Origin of the sequence: Rhodomicrobium sp. (genome assembly GCF_047605405.1) — a bacterium.
Lineage (GTDB): Bacteria > Pseudomonadota > Alphaproteobacteria > Rhizobiales > Rhodomicrobiaceae > Rhodomicrobium > Rhodomicrobium lacus.
The window spans coordinates 18,071-33,329 of the sequence record NZ_JASGFR010000018.1; the positions used below are offsets into that span (position 1 = coordinate 18,071).

General features: G+C 61.8%; 12 protein-coding genes. 3 read left to right on the forward strand and 9 right to left on the reverse strand.

Annotation, left to right across the window (positions count from 1 at the left end; genetic code table 11):
• Positions 1 to 77 precede the first annotated feature (77 nt).
• Positions 78 to 2,330 (forward strand): DNA topoisomerase IV subunit A, encoded by a 2,253-nt coding sequence (parC, locus tag QM659_RS08950; RefSeq protein WP_415188153.1) that lies wholly within the window; start codon positions 78 to 80, stop codon positions 2,328 to 2,330.
• Positions 2,331 to 2,455: 125 nt separating this feature from the next.
• Here parC and QM659_RS08955 read toward each other — a convergent pair whose 3' ends face one another.
• On the reverse strand, positions 2,456 to 3,949 hold the full coding sequence (locus QM659_RS08955; RefSeq protein ID WP_415188154.1) for an ATP-binding protein: 1,494 nt from the start codon (positions 3,947 to 3,949) through the stop codon (positions 2,456 to 2,458).
• Between the two features lie 4 nt (positions 3,950 to 3,953).
• Entirely contained in the window at positions 3,954 to 4,688 is a 735-nt protein-coding gene (locus QM659_RS08960; protein ID WP_415188155.1) for a response regulator, read from the reverse strand.
• 454 nt (positions 4,689 to 5,142) lie between these two features.
• On the opposite strand from QM659_RS08960, the gene QM659_RS08965 reads away from it, so the two are divergent.
• Complete coding sequence (locus QM659_RS08965; RefSeq protein WP_415188156.1) at positions 5,143 to 5,700, forward strand: hypothetical protein; 558 nt, start codon at positions 5,143 to 5,145, stop codon at positions 5,698 to 5,700.
• A gap of 154 nt (positions 5,701 to 5,854) precedes the next feature.
• A complete protein-coding gene (locus QM659_RS08970) occupies positions 5,855 to 6,397 on the forward strand; it encodes an NYN domain-containing protein (RefSeq protein ID WP_303487415.1) in 543 nt (180 codons plus the stop codon).
• Positions 6,398 to 6,585: 188 nt separating this feature from the next.
• Here QM659_RS08970 and QM659_RS08975 read toward each other — a convergent pair whose 3' ends face one another.
• The 7 genes from QM659_RS08975 to QM659_RS09005 all read right to left on the reverse strand — a co-directional run bounded on the left by QM659_RS08975 (position 6,586) and on the right by QM659_RS09005 (position 14,997).
• Positions 6,586 to 7,179: a gamma-glutamylcyclotransferase gene (locus QM659_RS08975; protein WP_415188157.1), complete on the reverse strand. Its 594-nt coding sequence runs from the start codon at positions 7,177 to 7,179 to the stop codon at positions 6,586 to 6,588.
• Between the two features lie 14 nt (positions 7,180 to 7,193).
• Positions 7,194 to 7,955, reverse strand: a complete 762-nt coding sequence (anfO, locus tag QM659_RS08980) for a Fe-only nitrogenase accessory protein AnfO (protein WP_415188158.1) — start codon at positions 7,953 to 7,955, stop codon at positions 7,194 to 7,196.
• A gap of 130 nt (positions 7,956 to 8,085) precedes the next feature.
• Complete coding sequence (gene anfK, locus QM659_RS08985; RefSeq protein WP_303487407.1) at positions 8,086 to 9,474, reverse strand: Fe-only nitrogenase subunit beta; 1,389 nt, start codon at positions 9,472 to 9,474, stop codon at positions 8,086 to 8,088.
• Positions 9,475 to 9,491: 17 nt separating this feature from the next.
• Positions 9,492 to 9,848, reverse strand: a complete 357-nt coding sequence (gene anfG / locus QM659_RS08990) for a Fe-only nitrogenase subunit delta (RefSeq protein WP_245433967.1) — start codon at positions 9,846 to 9,848, stop codon at positions 9,492 to 9,494.
• Positions 9,849 to 9,857: 9 nt separating this feature from the next.
• On the reverse strand, positions 9,858 to 11,429 hold the full coding sequence (gene anfD, locus QM659_RS08995; RefSeq protein WP_415188159.1) for a nitrogenase iron-iron protein, alpha chain: 1,572 nt from the start codon (positions 11,427 to 11,429) through the stop codon (positions 9,858 to 9,860).
• 161 nt (positions 11,430 to 11,590) lie between these two features.
• The gene (nifH, locus tag QM659_RS09000) at positions 11,591 to 12,418 is read right to left on the reverse strand and encodes a nitrogenase iron protein (protein WP_303487401.1); all 828 of its coding nucleotides are present in this window, start codon (positions 12,416 to 12,418) and stop codon (positions 11,591 to 11,593) included.
• A 908-nt stretch (positions 12,419 to 13,326) separates the two neighbouring features.
• Positions 13,327 to 14,997, reverse strand: coding sequence for a sigma 54-interacting transcriptional regulator (locus tag QM659_RS09005; protein ID WP_415188160.1), 1,671 nt, complete (start codon positions 14,995 to 14,997; stop codon positions 13,327 to 13,329).
• Positions 14,998 to 15,259 lie beyond the last annotated feature (262 nt).

A 15,259-nucleotide genomic window follows, 5' to 3' on the forward strand; every position in this document is an offset into this window, starting at 1 on the left:
CCTTTGAAATTGCATGCCCGTCGGGAACCGCGCCCTCCGCCCTTGAGCCGCCATCGCGAACCCGCTACCTCTGACGCATGGCCGACGAAACGATTCTCGCGAACCCACCCATCGAGCCGATCCGGCTGAAGGACGCGCTCGAAGAGCGCTACCTCGCCTATGCGCTCTCCACCATCATGCACCGCGCGCTGCCCGACGTGCGCGACGGGCTGAAGCCCGTGCATCGCCGCCTCTTGTTCGCGATGCGGCAATTGAAGCTCGATCCGGCGGGCGGCTTCAAGAAATGCGCGCGCGTCGTCGGCGACGTGATCGGTAAATATCACCCGCATGGCGACCAGTCGGTGTACGACGCGCTGGTGCGTCTCGCGCAAAGCTTCTCCCAGCGTTACCCCCTCGTCGACGGGCAGGGCAATTTCGGCAATATCGACGGCGATAACGCAGCCGCGATGCGCTACACCGAAGCGCGCATGACGGCGATCGCCGCCGCGCTGCTCGACGGCATCGACGAGGACACCGTCGATTTCCGCGAAACCTACGACGGCGAGGAAGAAGAGCCGGTGGTGCTTCCCGCCGCGTTCCCGAACCTGCTGGCCAACGGCTCGTCGGGCATCGCGGTCGGCATGGCGACGTCGATCCCCCCGCACAATGCGGAAGAGGTCTGCGACGCGGCGCTCTATCTCATCAAGCACCCGAAGGCGAGCGTCGAGACGCTGCTGACCTTCCTGCCGGGGCCGGACTTTCCGACCGGCGGCGTGCTCGTCGACGACACGGCGGGGCTCGTGGAAGCCTACCGCACGGGCCGCGGCTCGTTCCGGCTGCGCGCGCGCTGGCACACCGAAGACACCGGTCGCGGTGCCTATCAGATCGTCATCACGGAAATTCCCTACGGCGTTCAGAAGTCGCGGCTCATCGAGAAGATGGCCGACCTTCTGCAAGCGAAAAAGCTGCCGCTGCTCGGCGACATCGACGACGAAAGCGCGGAGGACATCCGCATCGTCATCGAGCCGAAATCGCGAAACGTGGACGCGGCGCTGCTCATGGAGCAGCTTTTCCGCCAGACCGAGCTTGAGGCGCGCATTCCGCTCAACATGACGGTGCTGTCGAAGGGGCAGGTGCCGCAGGTGTTGGGCCTGACGCAGGTGTTGCAGGAGTGGCTCGACCACCGCCGCGTGGTGCTGCGCCGTCGTTCCGAGCATCGCCTCAAGCAGATCGATCACCGGCTAGAGGTGCTGGGCGGCCTGCTTATCGCCTATCTGAACCTCGACGAGGTGATCCGCATCATCCGTAACGAGGACGAGCCGAAGCCGGCGTTGATCGCGCGTTTCGCTCTGACGGACGTGCAGGCCGAAGCGATCCTCAACATGCGGCTGAGATCCTTGCGAAAGCTTGAGGAGATGGAAATCCGCACCGAGAACGACGCGCTGACAAAGGAGCGCGAAGGGCTTGTCGATCTTCTCGGTTCCGATGAAAAGCAGTGGGACAGGATTTCCGCCGAGATCAGGGACATCAAGAAGCAGTTCGGCAAGGCGACGCCTCTCGGGCGCCGCAAGACCGGCACCGCGGCTCTTCCCGATATCGACCTTTCGGCCGAGGAAGCGCTGATCGAAAGGGAGCCGGTGACGGTCGTGCTGTCCGAGAAGGGCTGGATACGCGCGCTGAAGGGCCACGACGCCGATCTCGCCAAGCTCACCTTCAAGACCGACGATGCGCTGAAGGTCGCGATCAAGGCTCAGACGACCGACAAGATCGTGCTCTTCGCCACCAACGGTAAATTCTACACGCTCGAAGCGAGCCAGCTTCCGGGCGGGCGTGGGCAGGGCGAGCCCGTGCGCCTCATGATCGATCTCGACGAGGCGGACGATCTGCTTGAAGCCTTCGTGCACAAGGCGGGCCGCAAGCTCGTTGTGGCGTCGAGCGTCGGCAACGGCTTCGTTGTGGCCGAGGATGAGGTTGTCGCACAGACGCGAAAGGGCAAGCAGGTGCTGAACCTCGGCGATGGCGAGCGCGCCGTGCTGTGCCGTCCGGCGGAAGGGGATACGCTGGCCGTCGTGGGAGAAAACCGCCGCTTGCTCGTTTTTCCGCTCGCCGAGTTGAATGAACTGACGCGCGGGCGCGGCGTTCGCCTCCAGAAATACAAGGATGGCGGCCTTGCCGATGTGCAGGTGTTTGGCGCCGAGACGGGCCTGAAGCTCGGCGATACGGCGGGCCGCGTCCGCGTCGTGACCGAACTGGACGAGTTCCGGGGCGCCCGCGCAGGTGCGGGCTCACCCGTGCCAAAGGGCTGGCCGAAGTCGGGCCGCTTCGGACTGACGGGGTTTGAAACCGCCTGACCGGCATCGAGTCCGGCATGGCACCGCCACGCCGCGCTGCTTCAGAAAGGCTGGCGGGAAGCGGCCCTGCATCGGATGCGGCACGATGCTTTGAGTTTTGGGGCGCCGTCTTTCTGTCGCGCGTCTTATCGGGAAGCCGCTTCACATTCTGCGGACGCTCTCAGGGGGGCGCTTCCCCTGGGAAGCCATACCCGCGCCGTGAGGCCGCCTTCGCGCTTGTTCGCAAGCGCGATTTCGCCGCCATGGGCTCGCACGATGTCCCGCGCGATGGCGAGGCCAAGGCCGACGCCGCCGGTTTCGGGTGAGCGGGAATCTTCGAGGCGGCGGAACGGCTGAAACGCGATTTCAATTTTCCCGGGCGGGATTCCCGGCCCTCGATCGGCGACGATCACCGTGACGCCGTCATCGCCCGTGGTCACGCTCACCTCAGCGCGGCCTCCGTATTTGACGGCGTTGTCGATCAGGTTCGCGAAGACGCGCTTCATCGCGGTAGGCTGACAGACGAGAAAGGCATGGTCCGGTCCCTCGTACTCGGCGAGGCGGCCACGGTCAGAAAAGGTATCGCACAGGCTTATGAGCACCGCCGCGAGGTCCACGCGTTCAGCGCGCTCGCCCTTGAGGTCGTCGCCCGCGAAGGTGAGCGTCGCGGAAATCATCCGCTCCATCTCTTCCATGGCGGCGATGAGATCGGCCTTCGTTTCGCCCTCCGGCAAGCGCTCGGCGTCAAGGCGCAGGCCCGTCAGCGAGGATCGCAGGTCATGCGAGATAGCCGCGAGCATGTGGGTGCGCTCGTCGATGAATCGCTTGATGCGCTCCTGCATGTCGTTCATCGCTTCGGCTACCACCGTGAACTCGTTCAACCCCGTTGTGTCGATGGGAACCGGATCGCGCGTTCGGCCGAGAGTGCGGGCGGCATCCGCGAGACGGCCGAGCGGGACGAGGACACGGTGCGACGTCATCGCCGACAGGATCACCACAAGGAGGATGGCGCCCAGAATGCTCGCCATCCTCGGATCGAAGAAGGGCGCGAAACGCGGCGGCCGATCCGGCCCGACGGTGAGCGTGCCGCCGTCGCTTCCCTGGATAACGACTTCGAAATCGCCGAACAGCGGGAAATCGCCCTCCTGAGGTTCGAGCGGGCCGGTCCGCACCGACTTCATGAATTCCGGCGGCACGAAGCGCATTTCGCCCGCCTCCGCTCTCGGAAACGACGGGCCGCCTCGGCTGGAGATGATGACCCGCGTTCCGAGCCCTTCAAGCTCGCTGGCGAGGGTTGCGCGAATCCTTTCATGGAACGAGCGGCGTCCTGTAGGCGAGCGGTCGAACGCAGGCACTGGCGGCGCAAATCCGCGCGGATGCCACCGGATATCGAGGCCGGTCCGCGTGGCGGCTTCTCGCGCGGCGGTTTCGCGTTCCGCTTCCTGCGCGGTGAGGATCGAACGCGTTGTTTCCGCGACCTCGGCGATGAGCCAGCGCGCGCTGTAGACCGTTGCCTGCGGGTGCGGCATCAGAAAGAACACGGCCGAGTTCAGCGCCTGTACCGCAAGAAGCGCGATCAGCGTCGTGACGGCGATGCGCGTGCCGAGGCTTAAACGCGGGCGGATGCTCGGCAGTCTCATTCGGTCACGCCGACTGCCTTGTATCTTCGACCGAAACCGGCGCGCAGAAGATATAGCCGCCGCTCCGCACGGTCTTGATGAGTTCGGGTGTCTGCGGGTCCGCCTCGATCTTGCGGCGCAGCCTCGACACCTGCACGTCGATGCTGCGGTCGAAGGGCGAAGCGGCGCGGCCGCGCGCGAGATCGAGAAGCTGGTCACGGCTGAGAACGTGCTGGGGTCGTTCGAGGAAGGCCAGCAACAGATCGTGCTCGCCTGCGGTAAGGTCCACGAGCGCGCCGCCCGGATTGTGCAGTGTGCGGCGCACCACATCGAGCCGCCAGTTCTCGAAGACATAGGTGATGCCCGCGATCCTCGTTTCAGGCGTGGCGTCGCCGGTTCGTCTCAGCACGGCGCGAATGCGGGCGAGAAGCTCGCGCGGGCTGAACGGCTTGCAGACATAATCGTCCGCGCCGATTTCGAGGCCGATGATGCGATCCGTCTCACTCGACATGGCGGTGAGCAGAACGACCGGGATGCGGCTCGTTGCACGAAGTCGCCGGCAGAGCGAAAGGCCGTCTTCGCCCGGCATCATTACGTCGAGCACGATCAGATCGAAACGCCCGGCCTCGACGGCCGCGAACATGGCGACGCCATCGGCGACTTCGGTTACTCGTATGCCATTGTCGGTGAGAAAGCGTTTGAGGCTGGTCCTGATGCGCCTGTCGTCGTCCACGACAAGAATATGATGTGTCGAAGCCAAGGAAAACTCCCGTTTACCGGACATCCGCATCATAGAGGGGCAAAGCTCACGCCGCCACCCTCCGCGTGTAACCGAGCGTTACATGCGTCGCCGTCGCGATACGGGAACGATCAGGCGGCGGATTTTAGGGATGCTCATGCGTTGCCTTTTCGGCGCGGCGGGGGCAGTGCGATTTGGTCTCTGTTTCAGACCCTCGTCGTTCGCGTATCGCGATACTAAGCGCGAACACCGCCGCACACGGATATCCTCTTTCTATGACGCTGCAAATACGTGCACTTCCCCGGTTTTGACATCGAACGGCAGCTTTGTTCTCGAAAGACCGGATTTTGAACAGTGTCGCGAATTACGCAGGTTTGGGCGTCGTGTAACAGAGCGTTACACTTCGTCGCCTCGCGATCATCGAAATCGGCCTCGGAAACCGTAAGCTCCACCTGTCGAACAAGGAGTATATTCGATGATTTGCTCATTATCACGGGGCGCTCTCGTTGCAGCGTTTCTGCTCCCCTGCATCGCATCTTCGGCGTCCGCGCAGACACCCGATCGCCCGCCGCTCCCGCACATTGCATTCACGGCTCAGCCTCCGTTGCCGGGCGAAGCAGGCGGTCCGGGCGCACCTCGGGGCGACGGCCCTCCCTTCTCGCATGACGGCTTCCGCCATCCACCCCGGCCCTCGCTCGCGCAGGAGCTTTCCACGCTCGAAACCGAGATTGGCATCCGCGCGAACCAGATCGACGCTTGGCGCGATTTCACCGACGCGTTCCTCGCTGTCGCCCAACCGCCCCGGCCGCCAAAACCTCCCGTTCCAGGTGACGCGCCTGAAAAGGCGAAGCCGTTCGAGACCGCGCTGCGGCTCGCCGACTCCGCAACCCAGCGCTCAAAGGCTGCCGAGGCGCTCGTCAAGTCCGTCGAGGCCCTTCGCTCGAAGCTCGCGCCGGAACAACTCGCAAAGCTTGCAGACGCGGAAGCCCGCCTGCGCTTTCCGCCGTCTCGGCCGCCTGAGCATCGCTCGTGAGGTCTGCCCGGTCCGCGAATGGTTACGTTCGAGGGCCGAAGAGGCGTTTTGAATAATGGGCGGGAGCGTTTTTCTCGATCCCGCTCCGGAGCGAAGGCCGCGGCGCCTTCTCTCCTTCACGGCTCTCATATCTGGATAAGGATCTTTTTCGACGATGCAATTCTACCGGAACGAACGCCTCGGGTTATTTCTCGACGGGCCTAATCTTTTCGCCGCCGCAAGAACGCTCGGTTTCATGATCGATTACGCCGCGCTGCTGCAGGTGTTCCGTGGTTCAGGCCAACTCGTTCGCGTGAACTACTACCTGCCAATCGCAGAGGACTTTGCCACCTCGCCGCTGCGCGGCGTTGCGGATTGGCTTCAGTATAACGGCTACACCGTGATCACGAAGCCGGTAAAGGACTACGTGGACGCGAGCGGCAGGCGGAAGATCAAGAGCGGCATGGACATCGAACTGGCGGTCGACGCGTTGAGTCTCGCGCCGTCGCTCGATCATTTGGTGCTGTTCTCGGGGCTTGGCGATTTCTGCGGTCTCGTGTCGGCCTTGCAGCGGAAGGGGCGGCGTGTCACGGTCGTGTCCACGATCCGCACGCAGCCGCCCATCGCCGCCGACGACCTTCGCCGCCAGGCCGATCAGTTCGTCGACCTCGCGGAACTCGCTCCTCTGATTGGCCGCGCGCCCGCGTCCGCCGCATAGCTCATTCTGCCGCCCTGGTGGAGCGAATTTGACATTTGAGTCCCGGTGGCCGCGAGCTCTCGCTCAATGTCAAATTCAAAAGCCCCACTAGAATCATGATGTTGCTAGTGGTCCTTTCGATTCCGACATTTGCTCGCAAGCGTGCTGCAAACGGATGCAAATGTCGGAATCGGACCACCAGCCGCCTTTCAGCAGCACTCCGATTCGGCAGCCTGGGGGATGGAATTTGCCTTGAGCGGCACGGGGTAGGCGGCCGGCACCGAAGCAATGGCGCTCATCGCGTCGATATAATCGGCGGGCAGGTCGCGCGCCTTTGCGCCTTGTACGATATGGGCGAGATATTCGGCGCTCGGCGGCCGCTCGTCGCGAAGCGCCGCCTTGCGGTACATGACGGCGGTATAAACCGTGCCCTCCGGGCCGACGACTTCGACGGGAAAGTGGAAATAGGTGCCGGTGCCGTTGAGGCGAACGCCCTGAGCGGCGTCGAGCCGGTCGACATCGAGCCCCGCCACCTTGTAGACAACGCCCCAGACATCCTTTCCCTGCGCGGGCAGCGTGGCTTCTTCGGCTCCGTCCCACATCTGATTATAGCCGTGGAACGAAAGCCGCTGATCGGGCAGGCGCGCGATTGCAACGGGCTCCGCGCGGATGCCCCGTTCGGCGAGCCATGCGGGGTTCATGGCCGCGCCGTAGATGAAGGCGAGCACGGGCGCGCTTCGCGCCGAAGGTTTTGCCGGCTTGGAGGACGAGGGCCGTGCCGAAAGCAGGGTTATCGATTTCATGCGGTGACTCTCCTTTACGCGCATCCGCCGGATAGGCTGACGGGCGCCCGGCGAGGCGAAGTCTCGTAGCCGGGCTTTCGCGTGACCGTGGCTTTGACGCCGTGTGCAGGCGCTTCGAGCGTGACGATCGCGGCGTCGAGGTCGAGTTCCGCGACGCGCTGCATAAACCAGCGCGGGATGTGATCGCAGATGATTTCGAGCGTTTCAAAAGGCGTTTGCGACAGAATCGGGATCAGCGCCTGCCGCGAGTTGAGAAGCGGGTTTTTCTTCAGTTCGTTGGCGAGGTCGAAGCGATAATGCCCGTTACCGAGGTCTTCGGCGGGGATAAGGGGCTCGGCGGCCGTCACGGGTTGCAGCTGGACCAGCTTCTTGCGCCCTTTCGAGCCGCACCCGCCGGAACTGCATCCTTCGTGCGCGCTTTCACAGCCAGCGGCAGCAGCGGCTTCGGCCTTCTCGCGCTCCCCCTTCTCGACTGTCGGCAGTGCGTCGAGCACGGACGCATTCGATTTCCAGCTCGAAACGCCAAGCTCGGCGAAATAGGAATAGAAGAAACCCCGCGCTTCGCTCGAAAGGATGATTTTGCATTCGCCGAGCGATGTGGCAGCGGTTTCGATGGTCTCACGCACGTTGGGCAGCGAGGCGTCCGCGCTCATCTCGAAGGAAATGTCGCCAATGGGGCGCCATGTCTTCGCTTCGCCCTCGTAGAGCCGGAACCGGCCCTTTTTGTAAAGGCTCGTCAGTTCGCCGTCGTCGTTGACATAGGCTGCAATCTTCATGGGGCCCCTCGCTCGCTGCGGCTGTCTTCATTGAAAGGCGGAAGAACGCCGCCGGACACTGCCAGGAGCCCGGCGGCATTGGAGCCCCCCGCCTCGGAAGGAGACGAAACGGGGGGTGAGGAACCCGGCGCTACCAGACGTTCAGCACCCACTCCTTGTTCTTCTTGTTCTCCATGTCCTGGAACAGCGTGTTGGCCATCTGCTCGGCAAGCCATGCCGCGCCGTTGTAACCCACAACCGGATAGCGATAGAGGCCGGCGCGGTCGTAGGTCGGGAAGCCAACGCGCAACATCGGGATGTTGTAGTCGATGGAGATGAAGCGGCCCTTCGAGTGACCGAGGATGAGGTCGAGTTCGAGGCCCTTGTTCTTGATGCGGTCCTCAAGCTCCCAGAAATCGGCGTTCAGCACGATTTCCATCTCGTGATCGACGTTCTCCTGAAGCGCCTTGATGCGCGGATCTTCGGCGTATTTAGAGTTGTCGTCGCCGAGCAGAAGGAGCTTCGGGCGCATTTCGAGATCGAGGCAGAACTCGGCGAGGCTGATCACGAGGTCCGGCGCGCCGTAGATCGCGACCCGCTTTTCCGCGAGGAACATGTGGCTCACGTCCGCGATGGCGTCCATCGCCACGCCGCGTTCGTGCACGAGCTTCTGCGGGATCGGCTTGCCCGTGACATTGGACAACTGCTTCAGGAAGGTGTCCGTGTTGCGGATGCCGATCGGCGTCGGGCCGATGATGGCCGGAACCTTGTGCTTCTTCTTGAGGAAGTCGGCCGCCTTGCCGCCTTCATAGCGGTTCAGCGCGAAGGTCGCCTTCGCGTTCGCGGTGGCGCGCAGGTCTTCGATGGTCGTGTTGCCGTGGTTCCTATTGTCCTTCGAGGGAAGGAGAGGCGAGTCGAAGCTTTCGATGTCGAAGAGAATGTTCGCTTCGACATCCATTTCCTTGAGAAGATGCTTCAGCTCCTTCACGTCGCCCGGGTTCACCCAGCCCGTGATGAGGTTGATCTTGTCGGTCGGCTCGTCCTTCTCTGCAAACTTCTTGACGAAGTCGCGAACGGCGAGGTCGTAACCGGAGATCATGGAGCCGACGAAACTCGGCTGATGCATCGCGATCAGATGCACCTCGCGGCCCGCGAACTTCTCGGCAAGCAGCCCTTCCTCAAGCTTCGTGATGACGCCGTCCACGTCGTCGCCGATGACCTCGGTCGAGCAGGTGGTGATGATCGGCACCACCTTGACGTCGGGATAGCGCGACAGCAGCACGTCGACGGCTTCCTCGACGCGGTTCAGCGCGCCGAACACCGCGCCGTCTTCATGGAGCGACGACGAGGCGATTTCGAAGCTTTCCTTCAGATGCTGGGAGATCAGCAGGCGCACGAACATCACGCAGCCCTGGCCGCCGTGCACGATTCCGATGCATTCCTTCACGCCGATGGACGCGAACTGCGCGCCCGCTGGCTGGCAGGTGAAGATCGGGTTGATGACGCCGTCCCGTTCCTTGGGCACTACATGGCAAGTCATTGTCTGGGGTCCTTTTCCTAGTAGTGCTGAACGGTGAGTTCAGTATTGAGCGAGCCATCGATGGTGAGGAAGTCCAGGCGCTCGTGCAGAACCTTGATGAGAGCCTTGATTTCGTCGTGCGACAGCTCGTTGATCCACGGGAAGCGGGCGCGATATTCGCGGGCCAGCAACACGGCATCCACCCAGTAGCATTTGTCGTTGGCGGTCTCGTGCACCGGCGTCTCGCCGCACAGAATCTGTGCGGTTTGACCGAGAATACCGGCGTTCTGCTTGCGGCGGTCCCACGCGCGGGAGTTGAACTGCCAGAGGCACTTCTTCATGATGTAGTTGAGAAGTTGCTCCATGCGGTCTTTTGTCAGATCGTCCATAGTCATCGTCTCTCTTTACTCGGCCGCGACAGGAGCAGCTTCCTTCTTGGGGAATTCCGGATAGGTCTTGACGCGAAGATCCGGGATCGGGTCCAACTTGCCGGCGTATTGCTTGAGGTTCGGGTCGTTGACGATTTCCACGGGCAGGTTCGCGTCGGACAGCATCTTGCGGGTGACGAAGCCCTTGTCGGTCGGGATCTCGTCCTTCGAGATGTCGAGGTTCGACAACTGGTGCATCGGCGAGTAGATCGCGTTGTAGATGTCGCGAGCGAAGCGGACCCAGCCCTCGTAACCCTTGTACGGGCCGTTGTGATAGCCGTGCGCGTTGAGGTACGGGACACCCGCCTTCTTCGCGACTTCGCCCGGGCGCTTGCCGGTGAAGATCACGTCCGGCTTCAGCATCTCGATGGCTTCGTAGCCCTCAAGCTCGTTCGGATCGTCGATCGCCAGAGCCCCTTCCGAGCAACGCGAAATGCCCTTCTCCATGTCGCCCTGGTGGCCGAACTTCGTGTAGACCGAAACGACCTTGACGCCCATTTCCTCTTCGATGACGTGCGCCCAGTGCCAGAGCTTCGAGCCGCCCGGCCACAGGCAGACGCGCTTGCCCTTGAGGCGTTCCTTGTACCAGTCGAGCTGCGGCTTCCACTTCGCGGTTTCTTCCGCGATGATCGCTTCCGCGCGCTCCTCGATGCCGAAGAACAGGCCGATCTTGCGCAGCGAGCCGGAGAGCGGCTCGAAGCCGAAGCCGTCGATGTCGAGGCGCGGAATGCCGTAACGGGCGCGAAGCTCGTCGCAGATATATTCGGCGGAGCGGGCGCATTCGAGCACGTTCAGGTGCGCGCGGTGCATGGCGCGCAGGCCGTCATAGCTGCCATTGCCGGTGAAGGTCGACAACACCTGGATGCCCATGCGCTTGAAGTAGTCGAGCATCACTTCCTGGTCGCCCTGGATGTTATACTCGCCCACATAGTTGATCACGTAGTCGCTCGTGATCTCGGGCTCGACGGTGCCGACCTTCTGGTTGATCCAGGCGATGTTGATCTTGTGGTGACCGCCCGACTGCGAGGGACCGGCGAAGCCCGGCGAGTTGCAGACGAAGATGTCGACGTCCTTGCGTTCTTCCATCACTTCCTGCGCGATGGCGTCGATGTCGTCGCCGATAAGCGCGGTGGCGCAGGTTTGATAGATCGTCATGCGCTTGATTTCGGGGAACGCGTCGAATGCTTCGTGGATGTTCTTCTTCAGAAGACCTTCCGCGCCGAACACGATGTGCTTTTCCTTCACGTCGGTCGCGAAGGTATACTTCAGCTGGAAGTTGTTGTTGTCGGAGATGTAGCGCTTCGTCTGCCACGTGTCGTAGGTGCACCCGACAGGACCGTGAGAGATGTGGATCACATCCTTCATCGGCGTGCCGATCACGTGTTTCGCCCCGCAATACGCGCAACCGCGCTCGGAGATCGTGCCCGGAATGGTGTTGAGGTATCCTTTGGGCAGTGCATGGCTCAGGTCTTCGCCCGGGCCCTTGATGACCGCGTGCTCTTTCCGCTCGGGAATGCACTTGCTGACTTTGAATTCATGATACGGCATGGTTCGGTTCCGTCCGGTGTCGTGGGTGGCGGTGTCGTGGGCGAGCCGGGGTGCCGCATCCTGTCAGCCGGGCAAAGCTTCTCCGTTCGATCCGGGAAGCCGGATCGGCGAACCTTGCGACGAGGTGACAGGATTTTGGCTTTGCGGCTCGCCCGCAGACGTTAGTCTACAAGGCCGTATTTGATGACCATGCTTTCCAGCTCGTCCATGTTGAGCGGCTTCGGAATGACGAAATCCTTGTTTTCGAGGATTTCCTGACCGAGCTTCTTGTATTCCTGCGCCTGATTGGCTTCAGGATCGAACTCCGTCACGGTCTTCTTGTTGAATTCGGCCTTCTGCACGATGTTGTCGCGCGGAACGAAGTGGATCATCTTCGTGCCGATGGCGCTGGTGAACTCGTGAAGGAACTCGCGTTCGCCATCGACCATGCGGCTGTTGCAGATGATGCCGCCGAGGCGCACGCCGGACTGCTTGGCGTACTTCACGAGGCCCTTCGCGATGTTGTTCGCGGCATAGATCGCCATCATCTCGCCCGAGGCGACGATGTACACTTCCTGCGCCTTGCCGTCGCGGATCGGCATCGCGAAGCCGCCGCACACCACGTCGCCGAGCACGTCGAAGAACACGAAGTCGAGGTCTTCGGTGTAGGCGTCATTCTCTTCCATCAGGTCGATGGCGGTGATAACGCCACGGCCGGCGCAGCCAACTCCCGGCTCCGGGCCGCCCGATTCCACGCAGCGGATTTCCTTGAAGCCCGTCTTGACGACCTTGTCGAGTGTGACCTTTTCCGCGCCGTGAATGCGCAGCGTGTCCATCACGGTCGCCTGGGGCATGCCGCCGAGGATGAGACGCGTCGAGTCGGCCTTCGGGTCGCAGCCGTGAATGAAGACGTGCTTGCCGTGGTAGTAGGCGAGCGCCGCCGCAGTATTCTGGGTGGTGGTCGATTTACCGATGCCGCCCTTGCCATAAATGGCAACCTTGCGAGTCATAAGTGGGTGCTCCTGAGAGTGTTCTTGCGTTAGCGGCCCTCTCGCCGCCTTCACACCTCCTTAAGAGCAACCGGCGTGCCAATACTCGCCAGATCGCGCAAAAAATTCGACTTCCTCTAATTTTTATTGCGAGCCTGATTTATCAGTCCTTTGGTGAGGGGGATAATTACAGAAATGAAAAAATAAAAGCGGTTTTTACATCTTTGCAAATCTGTGGCGGAGCGGCGTACCGCCCGATCCGGCTGTGGAAATCCCGTCCGGTAGAATCGTTCTTGAAGCGATACGTAAAATGTAAATTCTCGTTAAGGGCGCCATGGGAGGGCAAGCGACAGGTTTCCGTCGGGAAATCCGTTTCGTGGGAACTGCAAAAGAGATTCGAAGAGGGACGTGCGCCCGGCCGACCGCTTTCCCGCTTGGACCCGACAATCCCGCAAACGACCAGGAGCAGGCGCTTTCTTCCAAATCGAAACTTCCCGACGTGAAGACGCAGGGAAAGCAATCGATCGGGCAGCGGCGATGTAGGACGGCACGCGCGATAACGGATATGGGATCACGACCATGCGCGTGATTTTGTGTTCGCGGGGCTGTGTCTGTGGAGAAAGGGAAAGGTAGCAATAGATGAAAGAGTCGTATTCGACTCGTTTCATTTATTGGTGGGGAGCGTCGCGTATCGGGATGCGGCCCGTTATTACTTAACAAAACGGAATTTACCCGGAGGGTGCGGGCGTCGCTGGTTCGACTTTGCCCTGAACATGTATCGGTCGAGCTGCCTGACGCCTTGCGGGCGCGAAAAACAGAAGGAAATGCCTGATCGCCGTTACCTGCGCATTCGCGTGGATGTTCTTGACGCTCATCATCTCGATTTGATCGAAACCCATGCTTGACGCCTCGGCGCGCCGCGTAAGCCATCACCGATAGCCGGCGCCCACTTTCTCCGGCTGCCGGCGGCCGGGTTCTCCGTCTTTCGGTTTGTAGCCGGCCGATCTGAAGTTCTTGTAATTGATGCCGTATTTCTCCATGCGCACGCCAAGCATGCGGCGCGTGAGCCCGAGTTCCTGCGCGGCGGTCCCGATGTTGCCGTTCGAGTTCTTCAGCGCCTCGACGATCATTTCATATTCGACCGCGCGCACCTTCTCTTCGAGCCCGACGCCGAATCCCGTGCCGCTTTCCTGGGGCGTCTGCAGCGAGGGCGGGAGATTGTAGGCGTGGATCACTTCATCGTCCGACAGGATCACCGCGCGCTCGATGACATTTTCCAGTTCGCGTACATTTCCCGGCCAATGGTAGGCCATCAGCATATTGAGCGCGGGCGTCGAGATACGCTTCACGCTGCGCCCGTTGGCCTCGCAGGATTTCGCGACGAAATAATCCGCGAGCAGGATCACATCGGACCCGCGCTCGCGCAGCGGCGGCACCGTGATCGGCACCACGTTGAGGCGATAGAACAGGTCTTCGCGGAACAGTCCGTTTTCCACCATTTCGGGAAGATTGCGGTTCGTCGCGGCGATGATGCGCAGATCGACCTTGATGGATTTACCGCTGCCGACGCGCTCGACGGTGCGATCCTGAAGCACGCGCAGAAGCTTCGCCTGCACGGTGAGGCTCAGTTCGCCCACTTCGTCGAGGAAGATCGTGCCGCCGTCCGCTTGTTCAAAACTTCCCTTATGTGTCTGGAGCGCGCCGGTGAACGAGCCTTTCTCATGGCCGAACAGCTCGCTTTCGGCGAGCGCTTCGGGAATTGCCGCACAGTTGAATTTCACGAACGGGCCGTCGGCGCTCGCGCTGTTGTAGTGGATGGCGTTCGCCACCAGTTCCTTGCCGACGCCGCTTTCGCCGAGGATCAGCACAGTCGCGCGCGTCGAGGCGACCTTGCCGATGAGGTTGTATACCTCATCGATCATCGGCTTCGAATTGCCGATGATGTTCTTCGGCTTGTAGCGTTCCTTCAGCGCGTTCTTGAGGCGGCGATTCTCGTTTTCGAGCCGCACCTTCTCGTTGTTCGCGATGAGGTAAAGTTCGACGGCGGGCGCGATCATGAGCGCGATGGCGGCGAGAAATTCCGCGTCCTGCTTGAAAAGGTGCGGATTCAGATAAACCCGTTCCGCGCCGATGGTGCCGAGGACGCGCTGGCCGAGCAGGATCGGCACGCAGAAGAACGTCGCCTTCGGATGCTTTCTGTCCTGATGGGCCTTCGTACGGTCGAGGAAATCGGTGCTTTCGTGCAGGCGGGGCACCACGATGAGCTTGCCGCTTTCCACAACCTTGCCCGTGATCCCTTCGCCGAGCGAGTAGATGCCGCGCTGTTTCTGTTCGTCGGTCAGGCCGAAGCTGTCGTGGATGAAGATCGTTTCGGACTGGCGGTCGTACAGCGTGATCGCGCCGCGATGCATGCGAAGCGTCTCGCGCATGACGTCCAGGATGATGCGCAGCGGCTCGCTCAAGTCCTGCGCGGAGGAAATCGCGCGGTTCAGCCTGTAGAGGATCGGCAGGACGTTCGCGCGGCACTCGCCGGTGAAGCAATGCGTGAAGTCGTCGACAGGCGAACCCATGTCGAGGTCGAGAACCAGAGTGTCGTCCATATATCCTGCCCTTGGAGCACGATCCGAAAAGGCGCCGGTTTTGCGACCGGTCATGCTCCACCAAGAAACCAGAGCGCGGCCGCATTTCATCGATGGCGATCACGCTCAAGACCTGCGATCACGGCCGACCCGCCAAGGCGGCATTCCAGGGGGCCGGCCGATTCCGTAGAACTGAGCCACGTGTCGCCGCGTGTTGAAGACGCGGTGCGCTCAATGACGCAGGCAAGCAAACTATACGCCAAGCTGTATCCAAAAGGGAATA